The sequence below is a fragment of the Variovorax sp. H27-G14 genome (genome assembly GCF_046156345.1).
Classification (GTDB): domain Bacteria; phylum Pseudomonadota; class Gammaproteobacteria; order Burkholderiales; family Burkholderiaceae_C; genus Variovorax.
Genome location: NZ_JAYLVN010000004.1, coordinates 450316 through 466659, shown reverse-complemented (window position 1 = coordinate 466659; position 16344 = coordinate 450316). Strand labels below are relative to the sequence as shown.

General features: G+C 69.2%; 15 protein-coding genes. 8 read left to right on the top strand and 7 right to left on the bottom strand.

Annotated elements, in window-relative coordinates; all coding sequences use genetic code 11:
• Positions 1 to 39: 39 nt before the first annotated feature.
• The 3 genes from VLK31_RS14730 to htpG form a co-directional block, all read right to left on the bottom strand.
• Positions 40 to 1920, bottom strand: coding sequence for an ATP-binding protein (locus VLK31_RS14730; protein ID WP_409169140.1), 1881 nt, complete (start codon positions 1918 to 1920; stop codon positions 40 to 42).
• A 168-nt stretch (positions 1921 to 2088) separates the two neighbouring features.
• Positions 2089 to 2721 (bottom strand): hypothetical protein, encoded by a 633-nt coding sequence (locus VLK31_RS14725; protein WP_409169139.1) that lies wholly within the window; start codon positions 2719 to 2721, stop codon positions 2089 to 2091.
• A gap of 17 nt (positions 2722 to 2738) precedes the next feature.
• Positions 2739 to 4784 (bottom strand): molecular chaperone HtpG, encoded by a 2046-nt coding sequence (htpG, locus tag VLK31_RS14720; RefSeq protein ID WP_409169138.1) that lies wholly within the window; start codon positions 4782 to 4784, stop codon positions 2739 to 2741.
• Between the two features lie 394 nt (positions 4785 to 5178).
• Between htpG and VLK31_RS14715 the strand changes: the two genes are divergently transcribed.
• The 7 genes from VLK31_RS14715 to VLK31_RS14685 all read left to right on the top strand — a co-directional run bounded on the left by VLK31_RS14715 (position 5179) and on the right by VLK31_RS14685 (position 11315).
• The gene (locus VLK31_RS14715) at positions 5179 to 7392 is read left to right on the top strand and encodes a carboxypeptidase-like regulatory domain-containing protein (protein ID WP_409169137.1); all 2214 of its coding nucleotides are present in this window, start codon (positions 5179 to 5181) and stop codon (positions 7390 to 7392) included.
• A 43-nt stretch (positions 7393 to 7435) separates the two neighbouring features.
• Positions 7436 to 8047 carry a hypothetical protein gene (locus VLK31_RS14710; protein ID WP_409169136.1) on the top strand — a complete coding sequence of 204 codons (612 nt, stop codon included), beginning with the start codon at positions 7436 to 7438 and terminating at the stop codon, positions 8045 to 8047.
• Positions 8040 to 8633, top strand: coding sequence for a hypothetical protein (locus VLK31_RS14705; RefSeq protein ID WP_409169135.1), 594 nt, complete (start codon positions 8040 to 8042; stop codon positions 8631 to 8633). Before VLK31_RS14710 ends, VLK31_RS14705 begins: the two co-directional genes overlap by 8 nt.
• Before the next feature lie 47 nt (positions 8634 to 8680).
• Positions 8681 to 9172, top strand: a complete 492-nt coding sequence (locus tag VLK31_RS14700; protein ID WP_409169134.1) for a hypothetical protein — start codon at positions 8681 to 8683, stop codon at positions 9170 to 9172.
• Positions 9169 to 10014 (top strand): hypothetical protein, encoded by an 846-nt coding sequence (locus tag VLK31_RS14695; RefSeq protein WP_409169133.1) that lies wholly within the window; start codon positions 9169 to 9171, stop codon positions 10012 to 10014. Before VLK31_RS14700 ends, VLK31_RS14695 begins: the two co-directional genes overlap by 4 nt.
• Positions 10014 to 10685 carry a hypothetical protein gene (locus tag VLK31_RS14690; protein WP_409169132.1) on the top strand — a complete coding sequence of 224 codons (672 nt, stop codon included), beginning with the start codon at positions 10014 to 10016 and terminating at the stop codon, positions 10683 to 10685. Before VLK31_RS14695 ends, VLK31_RS14690 begins: the two co-directional genes overlap by 1 nt.
• Before the next feature lie 102 nt (positions 10686 to 10787).
• On the top strand, positions 10788 to 11315 hold the full coding sequence (locus VLK31_RS14685) for a hypothetical protein (RefSeq protein WP_409169255.1): 528 nt from the start codon (positions 10788 to 10790) through the stop codon (positions 11313 to 11315).
• On the opposite strand, the gene VLK31_RS14680 is transcribed toward VLK31_RS14685, so the two are convergent.
• The gene (locus VLK31_RS14680) at positions 11316 to 12365 is read right to left on the bottom strand and encodes an ABC transporter substrate-binding protein (RefSeq protein WP_409169131.1); all 1050 of its coding nucleotides are present in this window, start codon (positions 12363 to 12365) and stop codon (positions 11316 to 11318) included.
• 672 nt (positions 12366 to 13037) lie between these two features.
• Between VLK31_RS14680 and aqpZ the strand changes: the two genes are divergently transcribed.
• Entirely contained in the window at positions 13038 to 13745 is a 708-nt protein-coding gene (gene aqpZ, locus VLK31_RS14675; RefSeq protein WP_409169130.1) for an aquaporin Z, read from the top strand.
• A 4-nt stretch (positions 13746 to 13749) separates the two neighbouring features.
• On the opposite strand, the gene VLK31_RS14670 is transcribed toward aqpZ, so the two are convergent.
• The 3 genes from VLK31_RS14670 to VLK31_RS14660 form a co-directional block, all read right to left on the bottom strand.
• A complete protein-coding gene (locus VLK31_RS14670) occupies positions 13750 to 14088 on the bottom strand; it encodes a hypothetical protein (protein ID WP_409169129.1) in 339 nt (112 codons plus the stop codon).
• A 154-nt stretch (positions 14089 to 14242) separates the two neighbouring features.
• Positions 14243 to 15628, bottom strand: a complete 1386-nt coding sequence (locus tag VLK31_RS14665; protein WP_409169128.1) for a sensor histidine kinase — start codon at positions 15626 to 15628, stop codon at positions 14243 to 14245.
• Positions 15625 to 16281 (bottom strand): response regulator, encoded by a 657-nt coding sequence (locus VLK31_RS14660; protein ID WP_409169127.1) that lies wholly within the window; start codon positions 16279 to 16281, stop codon positions 15625 to 15627. Before VLK31_RS14660 ends, VLK31_RS14665 begins: the two co-directional genes overlap by 4 nt.
• Between the last annotated feature and the right edge of the window lie 63 nt (positions 16282 to 16344).

The following is a 16344-nucleotide window of genomic DNA, read 5'->3' as shown; positions in this document are numbered from 1 at the left end:
GGTGATCCTCTCTTTTGGGTTCTTCGGTTCTTCGGTTTTTCAAGAAGCCGTGGGCGGCGCGCAGAGCACGGCCACGGCCTGGCTGAAATCGCTCAACAGGTCGACCAGCGGCGGCTGGCCCTTCAGTTCTTCACCACCCGGCGCCATGATGGCCTTGAAGCTGCGCAGCAGCGCCACCGCATGCGCGGGCACGGCGCGCCCTTCGCGGTGGCTTTGCAGCAGCGCCTGGATGGCGGGGTTGTCCAGGTTCACGTACAGCCGCGCCGACACGCTCGCGTCGATGCGTTGCGTGAACGCGCGCGCCAGGCTCAGCGCGGCGCCGGCCATGCGCTTCTTGGCGTCGTCGGCGTCGAGCCGCGCCTTCAGCTGGGCCTCGCGGTCGGGCACGGCAATCAGCGGCAGCTCGGGCGACAAGAAGCGCGCGGGCACCACCAGCTCGCCCCAGGCCAGGTGCTCGCGCAGCCAGGCCAGCTCGCTCTCGGGCAGGTCGTCGGTACGGAACATGCGGGCGTTGCCGGCGGCGGTGCCAATCTCGATGAGCTGCACGCCGCGCTCGTGCACCCACTGGCGCAGAAAGCCGGCCACGGCATAGCGGTCGCCGCGCGCCACGGGCACCTGCAGCGCGCGGAACAGCACGTCCTCGAAGCCGCCGCTCTGGCCCAGGCTCAGGTGGATGCGGCCCTCGCGCACCAGGCTGCGCACCGGCAGGTCGCCCTGGCTGGTGGGCAGGCGCACGGCGTCGGCCAGCATGGTGAAGAGCTCGTCCTCGCACAGCGCGGCGCCCAGCAGGGCCTCGTTGTGGCGCGTGAGCAGGCGGCTCCAGGCCGGCGCCTGCGAACGCGCAAGCTCGCCCAGCCCGCGGATCAGCGCGCTCAGAATGTGCGCGCGCGTGGCCTGGTAGGCGTCGTCGCGCTGCAGGTCTTCGCGGCTGGCGGTGGGCGTGAGCGCGTTCGACTCGATCACCCCGCCAATGAAGCCGGCCCACACCGGCAGCAGGTCGCGCGCCTCGTCGTCCAGCAGCATGCCGCGCACGTACACGCTGATGTGGCGGTTGTCGCTGGTGCCGTAGGTGGCGCCGTCCTGCACCCACAGCAGGCCGCGCGCGTCGCTGTCGCCCTCGGGCTCCACCGCAATCACGCAGATGGGCTCGAAGTGGCGCTCCATGCGCGCGGCAAAGGCCATGCGCTGGCGCTGCAGCACGGTGGGGTGCACCACCACGCCGCTGGCCGTGGCGCGCCAGGGCGGCGGCTCGGCGTTGACGCACTCGGCGTCGAACCACAGCGGCTCGCGCAGCAGCGCGCAGTAGCGCCCCAGCACCTTCTTCAGCACGCCGGCCGAGCACAGGTGGTTGAAGTCGCTGCGCATGGCCAGGTGAATTTCGGTGCCCACCGGCCGTGCGTCGATGGCCTGCACCACGTAGCGCCGCCCGTCCGACGAGCGGTAGCGCCAGCCTTCGTCGGGCGACTGGTACGAGGTGCTGTTCACCACCACCTGCTCGGCCACCACGAAGGCCGACAGAAAGCCCAGGCCGAACAGGCCGATGAGCTCGTCGCTGCCCTCTTTGTCGGACGCGCGCAGCTGGCGCGTGTAGCCGTTGCCCAGCGTGGCCAGGTAGCGGTGCAGCTCGGGCTCGGTCAGGCCGGAGCCGTTGTCGCGAATGACCAGCGTCTGCGCGGCCTCGTCGGCCAGCACGTCGATGCGGCCGGCCTCGGTGAAGCCCGGGTCTTCGAGCCGGCGGCGCGAGATGGAGTCGTGCGCGTTCTGGATCAGCTCGCGCACGGCCACCACGGGGGTGGAGTACAGGTGCTTGGCGAGCACGTCGAACAGGCCGTCCAGGTGGACCTGGGTGGTCTGCAGCGCGGGGGTGGCGCCGGAGGAACTGGAGGAGCTGGGGACGGGAATGGAAGAGATGTCGGACATGCGTTGCGGCGGCCTCACTTTGGCTTCAAGGTTGTTCTGTGCGTCGACGGTGCGGGCGGTGCCGCGTTGCACGCCATGGTGGCGAGAAACGGCACGGAGCGGTTTCGCAGGCTCATGGGCACGGCCTCCCGCCGGTCCGCCGCGCGGATGAGGAAAGGGGCGCGGCCATCAAGGCGCGACGGGGTTGCCGGGTGTGCCGGCGTCGCGCGCCAGGGCCGGGGCAATTGCCACGGCCGGCGTGCGGTAGGTGACGTTCACGGCGGGCGCCGCGGGTTGCGGCGGGGGGCGCGTGATCTTGACGAGCGGTGCCCGTGTCGGGCGGGCGGCGGCGCCCGGAGCGGAAGCCACGGGCGTGATCGGTGTGATCGGTGTGATCGGTGTGAAGGGATCCGCGGGCGTCGAATAGAGCACGGGCGCGGGCCCTTGTGCCGGGGCCTGTCCCGCAGAAGGCGCCGCGTTCGCGGCCACCGTGCCGGGCACCACCGGCGCCGCGGCCACGATGCCCGCTGGCGCGGCCTTCGGGTCGTACAGCACCGCGCCCTTGCCGATGCCGGTGGACACCGGCCCCACGCCCACACCCGCGCCCACCGAGCCGGACACCAGCCCGCCGTTGTTCACCGCAACGCCGGCGCCCAGCGGGCCGAAGCCGGTGTTCAGGCCCACCGAGAAACTGCCGTCCCTGGTGGCGCCCAGCCCCAGCGAGAGCCCGGGCACCAGCGGAATACCGATGTGATAGTGCGAACAGCCGCTCGCCGCCAGCAGCAACAACCCCGCCGAAGCGAAGGCGGTTGCAGCACGCACGACGCGCGGCCGCGGCGTCACACCAGCAGCGCGTTCACGCGCCTCACGTAGGCCGCGGGGTCGGCCGGCAGGCCACCTTCGGCCAGCAGCGCCTGGTCGAACAGAATGTTCGCCAGGTCGTCGAAGTGCGCGGAGCTTTCTAGCTTCTTCACCAGCGGGTGCTCGGCGTTCACCTCTAGCACGGGCTTCAGTTCAGGCGCGGGCTGGCCGGCCTGCTTGAGCATGCGCGCCAGCTGCGTGCTCATGCCGCCGTCCTGCACCACCAGGCAGGCGGGCGAGTCGACCAGGCGGGTGGTCACGCGCACGTCTTCGGCCTTGTCCTTGAGCGCTTCCTTCAGCCGCTCGAGCATGGGCTTGAACGATTCGGCGGCTTCCTCGGCGGCCTTCTTCTCGTCGTCGTCCTGCAGCTTGCCCAGGTCGACCGCGCCCTTGGCCACGCTCTGCATCGGCGTGCCGTCGAACTCGTTGAGGTAGTTCAGCGCCCACTCGTCCACACGGTCGGTCATGAGCAGCACTTCGATGCCCTTCTTGTTGAAGACCTCGAGCTGCGGGCTGTTCTTGGCGCCGGCCAGGGTGTCGGCCGTGATGTAGTAGATCGCGTCCTGGCCCTCCTTCATGCGCGCCTTGTAGTCCGCAAAGCTCACGCTCACCGTGTCGGTGGTGGTGGAGGCGTAGCGCAGCAACTTGGCGATGCGGTCGCGGTTGCCCATGTCCTCGCCCAGGCCTTCTTTCAGCACCGCGCCAAACTCGGCGTAGAACTTGGCGTACTTGCCCGAGTCGTCGGCGTGCGCGGCGGCGGCTTCGGCGGCGGTGGGTGCGTTCTTGTCGACCACGTCGCTGACATCGCTCAGGGCTTCGGTCGGCTCCGGTGCCGGCACCGACTCGCCCGAGCTCACGTCGATCTTGCCTTCGCCGCTCTCAGGGCCGGTCTTCTGCTTCTTGGCCAGGTCTTCCAGCATGCCGAGCACGCGCTTGGTGCTGCCTTCGCGAATGGCCTTCACGTCGCGGCTTTCCTGCAGCAGCTCGCGGCTCACGTTCAGTGGCAGGTCGGCCGAGTCGATCACGCCCTTCACGAAGCGCAGGTAGCTGGGCATCAGCGCCTCGGCGTCGTCCATGATGAAGACGCGCTTGACGTACAGCTTCACGCCCGCGCTCTTCTCGCGGTTCCACAAATCGAACGGGGCCTTGGCCGGGATGTACAGCAGCTGCGTGTACTCGGTGCTGCCTTCCACGCGGTTGTGGCTCCAGGCGAGCGGGGCCTCGTAGTCGTGGCTGATGCTCTTGTAGAACTCTTCGTACTGCTCGGTGCTGATGTCCTTCTTGGGGCGGCTCCACAGGGCGTTGGCCTTGTTGACGGTTTCCCATTCGCCCGTTTTCACCATGTCGCCGGGCTGGTCGTTTTCGCCCTCTTTCCACTCTTCCTTTTCCATCAGGATGGGCAGCGAAATGTGGTCGGAGTACTTGCCCACGATCTGCTTGATCTTCCAGGCGTTGAGGTATTCCTCGGCGTCTTCGCGCAGGTGCAGCGTGATGCTGGTGCCGCGCGCGGCGCGTGTGATGTCGGCCACGTCGAAGTCGCCGGCACCGCCGCTGACCCAGCGCACGCCCTGCTCGGCCGGCAGGCCCGCGCGGCGCGATTCCACCGAGATCTTGTCGGACACGATGAAGCCCGAATAAAAGCCCACGCCGAACTGGCCGATGAGCTGGGCGTCGGCCTTCTGGTCGCCGCTCAGCTTGCTCATGAAGTCCTTGGTGCCGCTCTTGGCGATGGTGCCAAGGTTGTCGATGGCCTCCTGGCGCGACAGGCCGATGCCCTTGTCGGTGATGGTGAGCGTGCGCGCGGCCTTGTCGAACGAGATGCGCACGTCCAGCTCGGGCTGGTCTTCGTACAGCTCGGGGTGGTCGAGCGCCTCGAAGCGCAGCTTGTCGCACGCGTCCGACGCGTTGGAGATCAGCTCGCGAAGAAAGATTTCCTTGTTGGAGTACAGCGCATGCGTGACGAGGTGCAGCAGTTGCGCCACTTCGGCCTGGAACGGGAGTTTGGTATTGGAGGAATCAGCCATGGAATGAGAAATATCGAAGCCAAAAAATTCTAAGCCGGCAAGGCGTCCGCAAGGTGACGCCAAGCCAACTTATCAGGTGGGGAGGTCCTTCGACTTCATCAAGAAGTCGACGCAATCGAAAGGCTCCATTTTGTGCATTGCTGAAGGACAAAAACCAACGCGCCACTTGGGGAAAATGCCTCCAGACATCAAAAGTTACCATAGATAACAAATCTGAAATATCCTGTTCCTCGATTCGGAACAGGGCGTCAGCGCCCCGGGAAAACAGGGATGTCGTTTGATGATTCGAGTGACGCTGTGGACTGCGGTCGGTCCCGCCGGTGCACACCGGCGCCCGACCCATGCGCCCGGCTGGCGGCTCGGATGCGCAACCGCCCTGACCTGCCTTGCGGGCATGGCCCCTGTGTCTGGCGCGCAGGCGCAGACCACGCCCCCGCCGTCCAAGAACCCCGCAGCGGCTGCGCCCGCGCCCGCTGTGTCTGACGCGCGCATTGAAACCATCGATCGCGCGCAGGCGGAACAGGCGCGGCTGAAGGCGCTCATCGACGCCGCGCCCAAGGCCTACGAAGACCGCTTCATGAACCCCGACACGCTCGCCACCGGCGAAGCCGTGCCGGAGGTCGAGCAGCCGCAGGGCTTTCGCACCTGGCTGGTGGAAAGCCGCATCGGCTTCGGCGATGCCAGCAGCACCGGCTACGGTCGCCAGCGCGCCGCGGAGTTCGGCCAGCGCTTCGAATACCGGCGCGAAACGCTGAACTACGGCGAGTTCGTGCTGCAGGCCGACGCCCGCCACCTGAGCGGCGACAACGCCCTGGGCGGCGGCGGCATCGGCTCGCTGGGGTATGCGCGCGACGCCACCAGCGGGCGCTTCACGCTGCGCAACCTGGGCTTTGCGCTGACCACGCAGACCTTTGCCGACAGCGCGGTGGGCGACATCTACAGCGAGCTCACCGACGGGCTCGCGCGCAACTACCGGCTCTCGCTGGGCTCGACCACGGTGCGCGGCGCATCGACGCGCATCTTCAGCTCCGACCTGGACGTACGCGCGGGCTTCGGCCAGCGCGGCAACCTCACGGGCGGGCCGTACCCGGGCTTCGAGCAGAGCCAGGGCACGCTGGGCTGGCTCGGGCTTACCAAGCGGCTGGGCGAGCGATGGTTCGCGTCGTTGCAGCTCGACCAGGCGCGCGACATTCCGGCCTATTACCTCGACCCGGTCACCGCGCTGGGCGTCGGCCGCAAGGACGTGACCAGCGCGGCCACGTCGATCGGCTACGGCAGCGAGCTGCTGCGCGATGGCGACGTCAAGGGCCGCGCCACGCTGGTCAGCAGCCGCACCAGCAGCACAACCAGCACCATCGCGCCGGGCAACACAGCCACGGGCAGTTCCCAGGGGCTGTTCTTGGAGGCCAGTGCGCGCACCGACGCCTACCGGCACGAGCTGGGCGCATACGCGGCGCGGCCCAACCTGTACTTCGGCGACCAGCCGCTGGCCACCGGCACGCGCGGCGCGTACTGGCGGCTCGACCGCAGCGACAACCGCCTGAACTGGGGCGCCGCGCTGGACTTCGAACGCGCCGCGCCAAGCGACAACTTCAGCCTCTTCGGCTATCGGCGTGCCGGCGCGAGCGGCAACTTTCAGTACCTGGTGGACCGCAACACTTCGTTCGGCGGCAGCCTGAACCTGATGCAGACGCGCTACGACGACAGCGTGGCCGGCCCTGCCAGCCAAGGCAGCCAGGGCAACCGCTTTCGCAGTCTCTACGCCAACGCCTTCTATCAAACGCGTTTCTTCGACTGGCCGCGCAGCCGCTTGAACCTTTCGGTGCGGCGCAACGAGGCCATCGTGCTGGGCGACGGCACGGCCACCGGGCAGGAGCTGCAGTGGGAGCAGGACTGGATCGACGGGCGCTTCGAAACGATGCGCCCCGAGCTCACCACCACGCTGGGCTACGCGCGCGACCAGAGCAGTGCCAGCGTGCGCCACTACCCCACGGCGGGCGTGCAGTTTCGCGCCTGGGTGGCCAGCGGTTTCAGCGTGACGGGCAACCTGCGCTACACCTCGCAGAACGGCGGCCTCTACACGAGCCGCGGGCTGTCGGGCACGCTCAGCGCCGAGAAAGACCTGGCACCCGGCTGGCGCGCCGGCGTGGCCGCCAACCTGAACCAGGCACGCGCCACCACGGTGCCGGTGGCGCTGAACGAGCCGTCGCTCTTTCGCACCACCGACAAGACGGTGTACGTCTACCTGCGCTGGGAGGGCTCCGCCGGCTCGGCCTACCAGACCGCCGGTGCGCGCACCGGCAATGCGGGCAGTGGCAGCGTGACGGGGCGCGTGTTCTACGACGCCAACAGCGACGGCCAGCCGCAGATCGGCGAAGGCGGCGTCGCCAATGTCGAGGTGCTGCTGGACGGCCGCTACCGCGCCATGACCGACCGCGACGGGCGCTTCGAATTTCCGCTGGTGACCACGGGGCGCCACCAGCTCACCCTCACGCCAGAGACCGTGCCGCTGCCCTGGGGCCCGGCGCGCGACGCAGGCGCGAGCGTCGATGTTCCGCTGCGTGGCCAGGCCAGCACTTCGATCCCCGTGATCAAGGTCGGGCAGTGACCACCTTTCTTGTTTGTTCCACCGCAACGCAAAGGAAACCGAGATGAGAAAAACCCCGAGACTGCTCACCGTGGCCGCCGGTGCCGCCCTGGCCATGGCCGGCGGCGTGGCCCTGGCGGAAAGCCAGTACGGCTACGGCACCGGCACGCCCAACGTGACGGCCCAGGCCCACCTCAACCTGAGCGTGACGGTGCCCAAGCTGATCCTGCTGCGGGTGGGCGCGCAGGCCGGCGGCGGCGACACGCTGAACTGGACCGCGCCCATCACCTGGGCCACCGCGCCGGCAATCACTGTCAACAACAACCAGGCCGCCAACTGGGACGGCACCGCGCCCACGCTCGGCACGGTGACCAACCCGGCGGCCGTGCCGGTTTACGCATGGACCAACAGTTCGGGCGGCGGCTCGCTGAGCTACACGGCCGCGGCCTTCGCGCCCACCACCGGCCCCTTGCTCGCCAACATCGGCGTGGCGTCCGGCGCGGGTCTGGCGCACCCGGGCGGCGCGACGCTGGTGGCCACGGGTGCGGCGGCGAGCACCTTCGCGACCGGCACCCTCGTCACCGGCACGTGGACCTTCTCGCTGACCGGCACGGCCCTCACGTGGACGCCGGGCACCTACACCACCACCATCATCTACACCGCCACCAGTGTCTGACGCGCTGCGCGCGGCGCTGGCGGTCGCGCTCCTTGCAGGCATGGCGCCGCGCGCTGGCGCGGTGTTCACCTATGCCCCCACCGACGCACCCTACGGCATCACGCTGCAGGTGGGCTCGGCGACGGCCATCGACGAGGTGGTGTTCAACGCGACCGGCACCAACGCGGGCCTTGCCACGGGCACCGCGCTGGCCGGCTCGCAATCGATCACCATCCGCGTCAGCCCGGCCCGCCCGGCGCGGCTGCTGGCGGAAACGCGGCCGGTGACGCTCACCGCCACCGTGCCCGCAGGGCTCACCTGCACCACGGCCGCCAGTTGCGGGAGCAACATCATTCCGTTCAGCACCATCAGCTGGGTGTCGACCAATGCGACCAGCCCCAACGAGGGCGACATTCAGAACGGCAGCTTCGCGCCAAGCACCACGCAGTCGCTCGCCAGTTTCAACGCCGCCACCGCGACCGTGCTGCTGGTGAACAGCGACACGCGCTTCATGGCCAACACCCTGACCTTCAAGTACGCCAACACCACGGTGTACCCGGCCGGCAGCTACAGCGGCACGGTGCGCTTCACGGCCACGATGCTCTGACGATGAACGCCGCCGCCCGCTCCTGTCTTTCACGGTGCCTGGCCTGCTTGACCTGCCTGACCCTTTTGGGGGCGGCCCCGGGCCTGGCGCACGCGCTGGTCGAGCGGCTCGACGACTCGACCTCGCCCAGCGCGCAGGTGCGCGCGCAAGGCAACGACAACGCACCGGTCACCGCGCCGGCAACCGCGCAAGGTGCCGCCTCTACCGTGGTGCGCATCGCCTTCGGCCGTGTGCACTACCGGCTGGCCACGGCGCGCTACATGGGGCGCCAGGCGCGCATCTACTACGTGCTGCCGATGGCCATACCGGGCCTGCGCTCGCCCGCCGGTCTGCAGGTGAGCTGGCGCACCAACGGCCTGTTTGCCGCCGGCAGCGGCCGCCCCGGGGACCGCGTGCCGGTGTGGAGCGGCACCGTGCGCGACGCGTGGATCACAGAGGCGCTCGACCTCACCTGGCAGGTCGACGCACGCGAGGTGCGGCTGTCACGCGGCATGCCGCTGGGCTTCGAGGCTTACTTCGAGATAGAGACATTGCCATGACACGAACGACCCCGACCCCGACCGCCATCACGCCCTCGACTTTCGCTCGCGCCCTGCTCGCGCTGGCCACCGCCGCTGCATGCGCCGGCGCGGCGGCCGCGCCGTTCGAGATCGCCATCATGCCGTCGCGCTTCGAGCTGTCCGCCAAGAGCGGCACGCGGCTGGGCCAGTCGCTGGACATCCACAACGTGGGCAGCACCGCCACAGAGGTGTCGCTGCGCACCATCGACTGGGGCTATTCGCCCGAAGGCGAAATCTCCTACCTCGACGCGCTGCAGCCCGGCAGCTGCCGCCCGTGGGTGCTGCTGGAGCGCAAGACGGTGCGGTTGCCCGCGCGCGGCAAGGTCAGCTTTCGCTTCCAGATCGAGCCGCCGGCCGATGCGCCGCGCGGTGAGTGCCGCTTCATGCTGGCCATCGAGGGCGTGGAGCCGGCCTACCGCGCCGCCATCGGGCAAGGCGGCGCCAGCCTGAGCCTGCCGGTCACGGGGCGCATCGCAGTGGCGGTGTATGTGCTGCTGAACGGCGCCGAGCCCAAGCTCACGCTGAGCCAGGTCGGCACGCACGAGGTGCGGGGCCAGCGCACGCCCTACGTCACGGTGAACAACAGCGGCGACGCGCACGGCCGGCTCGACGGCAGCCTGGACGCCACCGACGCGGCCGGCACGCGCTTCGAGCTGGTGCCCGAGGGCACGCCCGTGCTGCCGGGGCAAACGCGCCAGATTCCGCTCAGCGCCAAGCCCGCGAGCGACGGCAAGGCGAGCACGCCGGTGTATCCGCTGAAAGCCGCAGGCACGCTCGAATGGGAGAAAGGCGGCTTCAAGGTGAACGCGGAGTTCCGTTGATGCGGCGCGTGCGGCCGCGGCGACGGGCGGTGCGCTGGACGGCGGCGCTCGCCGCAGCAGGTCTGGCCGGCCTGGCCTGCTTCAGCAACCGGGCCTGGGCCGACCAGTCCACCGGCCTCACGCTCGGCGTGCCGGCCAACGCCAACCTGAAGTTCACCGTCAACATCGACAAGTTCGTGTTCTTCAGGCTGGGCACCGGCGTCTTTCCCGTGCAAAGCGGCACCATCGACAGCGCGGCCTTCACGCTCACGCCCACCATTCCCGGCGGGCCGACCACGCCGGTCGTGGCCAACAACACGGCCGCCAACTGGAACGGCGCGGCGCCAACGTTCACGGTCTCGCCCGCGGCCGGCGTGAAGCTGGCGGTGGAGGTGCGCAGCAACGCGGGACAGGTGAGCCTGTACGCCACGGCGAGCACGCCGCTGACCAGCACCACCAGCGCCAGCACCATTCCCATGTCGGAGATCACGGTGGCGAGCGACAGCCCCGCGCTGCCCGCGCCGGCCATTCCCAACGCGGGCGCCGGTGCGTCCGTGACCGTGACGCCCACCGCGTTCGGCACCCTGGTGACGCAGCAAGCGGCCAACTGGACCTTCTCGTACGCCAACCTCACGAACCGGCCCGCCGGCGTCTACAACGGGCAGGTCACGTTCACGGCCAGTTCGCCCTGAAATGGCGCCAAGTCAGCTGGCGCTGGGATCGCGCCCCAAAGCTGCGGCAGGGATCTTCCCTTCACCCTTCAGGAGCTTTGCATGAACAACAACACCCCCCGGATGCTCTGGGTCGCCGCCTGCGTCGGCCTGGCCGCGCTCACCACGCTGACCTCGCTGAACGCCCAGGCCCAGGTGCCCACCGACGCCCCCGCCGGCACCACCGTGCAGTGCAAGGACGACAGCTACGCCTCGCCCGACACCAAGTCCGGCGCCTGCCGCGGCCACAAGGGCATCAAGACCTGGTACGGCAAGGCCGCCGCGCCCGCTGCTGCAGCGGCTGGAGCAGCGCCTGGTGCAGCACCCATGGCCGCGGTGCCGGCCGTGGAAACCCAGTCGGCCAAGGTCGACAAGACCGGCGTGGCTCCCAGCACCGGCACGGCCACCCGCACACCGGGCGCGCCCGACCTCACCAAGATGGCCGCCGCACCGGGCGGCGGCGCGGGCAAGGTGTGGGCCAACGACGAGACCAAGGTCTACCACTGCATGGGCGACCGCTACTACGGCAAGACCAAGAAGGGCGAGTACCTGAGCGAGGCCGATGCAAAAACCAAAGGCATGCACGCCTCGCACAACAAGGCCTGCAGCTAATCAGCGCGGCTGCGACTCGACTTCGCGCGTCCAGCGGTCGATCAGGCGCTTGCGCTCGGCGGCCTTGCCGTACTTCTCGAAGTCGTACTTGATGAGCTTCACATCGGCCATCGAGGGAATGCGCGGGTCGGGCCTGAAGGTCTTGTTGGCCGGCGACTGCAGGCTGCCGACCGTGCCGCCGATGGCCTGCCCCGCGGGGCTCATGAGCCAGTCGTAGTAGCGCCTGGCGTTGTCCTTGTTGCGTGCGCCCTTCACCAGGGCGATGCCGCCCACTTCGTAGCCCGTGCCTTCGCACGGCGCGGCGGTCTTCACCGGAAATTTGTCGTAGCGCCAGCGCTCGAAACCGAAGATGAAGCTCACGCCGACGGCCACCTCGCCCTTGGCCACGTTGGGCGCCTGCGCCTGGCCGCTGCGGGTGTAGCTGGTGACGTTGGCGTTGAGCTTCTTCAGGTAGTCGAACGCGGCGTCCTCGCCCATCTGCTGCACCAGCCCCGCGATGATGGTGTAGGCCGTGCCGCTGGAGGCGGGGTGCGAAATTTCGATCTCGCCCTTGTATTCGGGCTTGACCAGGTCGGCCCAGCAGCGCGGCTCGCGCAGCTTCTTTTTCTTCAGCAGGTCGGTGTTGAAACCGAAGCCGATGGCGCTGGTGTAAAAGCCGCCCACCATGTTCTGCGACATCGCGTACTGGCGCACCGACCAGTCGTGCAGGTCGTTGATGTAGGCCGGGCGGTAGGGCTCCAGCAGGCCCTGTTCGGCGGCCTGCAGAAACGGATCGCCGGTGCCGCCCCACCAGATGTCGGTCTTCGGGTTGGCCGCCTCGGCGCGCAACTGGGCACCGATTTCGCCAGTGCCCTTGTGGGCCTGCAGCACCTTGATGCCGGTCTCGCGCGTGAAGGCCGCAGCGGCGGCTTCGCACCAGCCCGCGTCGGTGCTGCACAGCGCGTTGACCGTGCCTTGGGCGGCGGCGTTCGGCGCGTAAAAAAGCAGGGCTGCGGCAGCGCCCATGCATGCGGCGGTGGCCGCGATGTGGCGAATGGCAAAGGGTCGCATGCTGTCTTCTCCTGCGGGCGCGGTGGGTTGTTCGAAGGCGCAGGATAGCCCGCCTCGCGTTCGGCAAGGGTGGGGCGCGACGGGGGCGCGGCGATGGGGGCTGTGTCCCCGGGCGGCCGACGTCACCGGCCCTTCGGGCTTCCCTGCGCTGCTCACGACAGGCGGGGTCTCGCCCAAACTCGCTTCGCTCAAACAAGGGCGAGCCCTGATCCGCCTGTCGCTGCGCTGCTCGGCGGTGCCTCAACGGCCGCCCGGGGACACACCCCCCACCGCCGTGGACGCCGCAGGGCAAACACTCCACCGCTGAGCCCGGTGTGCGGCGCGGGGTGGGCGCCCCCTCTGTGCCGCCGAGGAGCGCAGCGTTTCGCGGATCAGGGCTCGCAGCTGTTTGAGCGAAGCGAGTTCTGCGAGACCCCGCGAAACGCGAGCACCGCAGGGGAGCCCGAAGGGCCGGCACAGTGGGGGCGACCGCACCGCGCCGCGCACCGGGCGCGTTCGCAAGGCGCTAGGGCACCCATGCAAAACACTGGCCGCAAGCACAAAATTTAACGATTCGTGAACAGATGCCGCTCAAGACAAACCGCTGCACAACGCTCCACATTTCCCGCTCCAGAATCCGCCCGCGCAAGGCCGACAGCCCTGTGCAATTTCTCAACTTCAGGATGGAACGTGATGGAACACAGCACCTACAAGAAATGGTCGGCCGAATTCGTGGGAACGTTCTGGCTCACGCTCGGCGGCTGCGGCAGCGCGGTACTGGCCGCGGGGTTCCCCGGCTTGGGCATCGGGTTTCTGGGCGTGGCCCTGGCCTTCGGCCTCACAGTGGTGACGGGCGCATATGCACTAGGCCCCATCTCCGGTGGCCACTTCAATCCGGCGGTGTCCATCGGCCTTGCCGCGGCAGGCCGCTTCAAGGCCTCGCAACTCGCGGGCTACATCGTGGCGCAGGTGCTCGGCGCCATCGCGGCGGCCGGCGTGCTCTACCTCATCGCCACGGGCAAGCCGGGCGCGGACATCGGCGGCTTCGCCACCAACGGCTACGGCGAACACTCGCCCGGCAAGTACGGCCTGTGGGCCGCGTTGCTGTGCGAAGTGGTGATGACCGCCGTGTTCCTGATCGTGATCCTCGGGTCCACCGCCAAGCGCGCGGCCGGTGGCTTTGCCGGCCTGGCCATCGGCCTGTGCCTCACACTGATTCACCTGATCTCGATCCCGGTGACCAACACCTCGGTCAACCCGGCACGCAGCACCGGCCCGGCCCTGTTCGGGCCGTCCCATGCGCTGTCGGAACTGTGGCTGTTCTGGGTGGCGCCCATCGCAGGCGCGCTGATCGGCGCGCTCATCTACCGCGCCCTGCTCAGCAACAACAACGACGACTGAAGGCTCAGCTGCCGCTGCCCGACTTCACCATCGGCAGCGAGGTCGATTGCCCGATCGGCTCGGTGCCGGTCGGATGCGACGCCGCATAGGCGCCGGCCTGGATGTCGGCCACCGGCAGTGTCGAGTTCATCGCGGGAGCGCTGGTCGACTGGCCCATGGGTTCGGTGCCGGTCGGGCGGGCTGCAGCCATGGCGCCGGCTTGAACCTCGGGCCTTTCGGGCGAGTTCATCTGCAGCGGATGAAAGTCGGAACCGTCCATGGTCTCGGCGGACGCATTGACCGTGCCCAAGGCTGACAGCGCAGCAAAAGAGGCGACGGCAAGAAGCTTGAATGAAGTGCGCATGAGTGTGTGCTCCTGGGTTCAGGTTGTCTCCGGTCGCGTGCCATCGAGCGAACTGCGCGTGGCAGGACCTGAATGCACTCTAGGCACGCAGACTGACAGGCGGGTGAGCGAAGAGTTAGCCGGGTGTGAGTGACACATCCCGTTTCTCCCCACTCTACGTTGGCAAGGACGGCAGGTGCACGCGCGCCATGAGGCCCGGCCCGTCGCCGCGGTTGTGCAGCTCGATGCGCAGGCCGTGGCGCTGCGCGGCGGTGCGCGCAATGGCCAGACCCAGCCCGCTGCCGCCCGCCGCCGAGCCCGGCACCCGAAAGAAACGGTCGAACACGCGGCCCATGGCGGCCGGCGGAATGCCGGGTCCGTTGTCGAGCACGTCGACCACGGCATGCCCGTCGACCCGGTGCAGCTTCACGTCGACCACGCCGCCCTCAGGGGCATAGCGCAGCGCGTTGTCGATGAGGTTGTCGAACACGCTGCGCAGCTCGGCCGCGGGCGCGAACACCACGGCGCCCGTGCGGTCCTGCCCCTCGAAGCCGATGTCCACGCGGCGTGCGTCGGCCAGCACCATCAGCTGGCTCACGCTCTCGCGCAGCAGCACCTCGATGTCGACACGCTCGCGCGCATTGCTGCCCTGCGGCGCGTCCTGGCGCGACAGGTGCAGCAGTTGCTCGATGAGGTGCTGCGCGCGCGTGACGCCGGCCTCGAGCTGGTTGAAGCGCTCGGTGGCCTCGCCGGCCGGCACGTGCGCGCGCAGGTTTTCAATCTGCAGGCCGATGGCGGCCATGGGCGTGCGCAGCTCGTGCGCGGCGTCCTGAACAAAGCGCCGCTGCGTGGCGAAGGCGCTGCGCACGCGCGACAGCAGGTTGTTGAAGGCGCCCACCAGCGGCGCAATTTCGTCGGGCACACGCGCCAGGGAGAGCTCGGTGGGGCTGCGCTCGTCCTGCGAGGCCACGTCGCGCGCCACCGCGCGCAGCGAGCGCGAGGCCGCCGACACGATGATCCAAAGAATGAGCAGCGCCAGCGGCAGCAGCAGCGTGATCGGCAGGCCTTCGAGCAGTGCGCGGCGCAGGGCACGGCGGCGGCGGTAGTCCTCGTTCTGCAGCACCTGCACGCGCGGCGGGTCGGCACGCCCGCCCGGCTCCGCGGTGAACACGCGCCAGGCCGAATCGGCATGGGTGCCGGTGTTCACGTCACTGAAGCCGATGCCCGGTTGCAGCGGCACCTGCAGCGCCGGCCACGAGGTGGCGCGCAACGTGCGGCCGTCGGCGCTCCAGATCTGCACGATGAAGGCGCCGCGCGAGAACGCGGCCTCGCCGTCCAGCGGGCGCGGCAGCTTCAGCGGATCGCTGCCCGCATACGACTCGGCCACCAGGCGCATCTGGTCGTCCAGCGCGTTGTGCACCAGGTTGCCGTAGGCCACGAAGGAGAACCACGCCGTGAGCACGGCCGCACCCAGGTGCAGCGTGATGAGCCACAGCAGCAGCTGCGTGCGCAGCGAACGCGGTCGCCACCAGCGGCCGGCGCTGCGCGTGGCACCGGTCATGCAGCTACTCGCCAACCCAGGCCGCGAACATTGCGAATGGAATCAGCGCCCAGCTTGCGGCGCATGCCGTGGATGAGCACGTCGATCGCGTTGCTCGTCACTTCCTCGCCCCAGCCGTAGATGCGGTTTTCGAGTTGCTCGCGCGACAGGATGGCGCCGGGGCGCTCCAGCAGCGCGTGCAGCAGCGCGAACTCGCGTGCGGTGAGCGCCTCGCGCGCACCGTTGACCACCACCTCGCGCGTGGTCAGGTCGAGCAGCAGCGCGCCGCTGCCGACCAGCGAATGCGCCGCGCCGTCGCGCCGTCGCACCACGGCGCGCATGCGCGCGAGCAACTCGCGAAACTCGAAGGGCTTGAGCAGGTAGTCGTCGGCGCCCAGGTCGAGGCTGTGGATGCGGTCGTCCAGGCCGTCGCGCGCGGTGAGCACCAGCACGGGCGTGGCGTCGCCGCGTTCGCGGGCGCGGCGCAGCACCTCGGTGCCGTCCTGGCGGGGCAGGCCCAGGTCGAGCAGCACGCAGGTGTAGCCGCCGTCGCCGAGCGCGCTTTGCGCCAGCTCGCCGTCGCGCACCCAGTCGGCGGACCAGCCCGCGCCTTCAAGGGCCTGCTTCAGGCTGCGCCCGATCATTTCATCGTCTTCAACCAACAGTACGCGCATAGCGACGACTCCTTCGGCCGCAAGGTAGCACGCGATCGGTATGACCGGAAGTGCCTGCGCCGG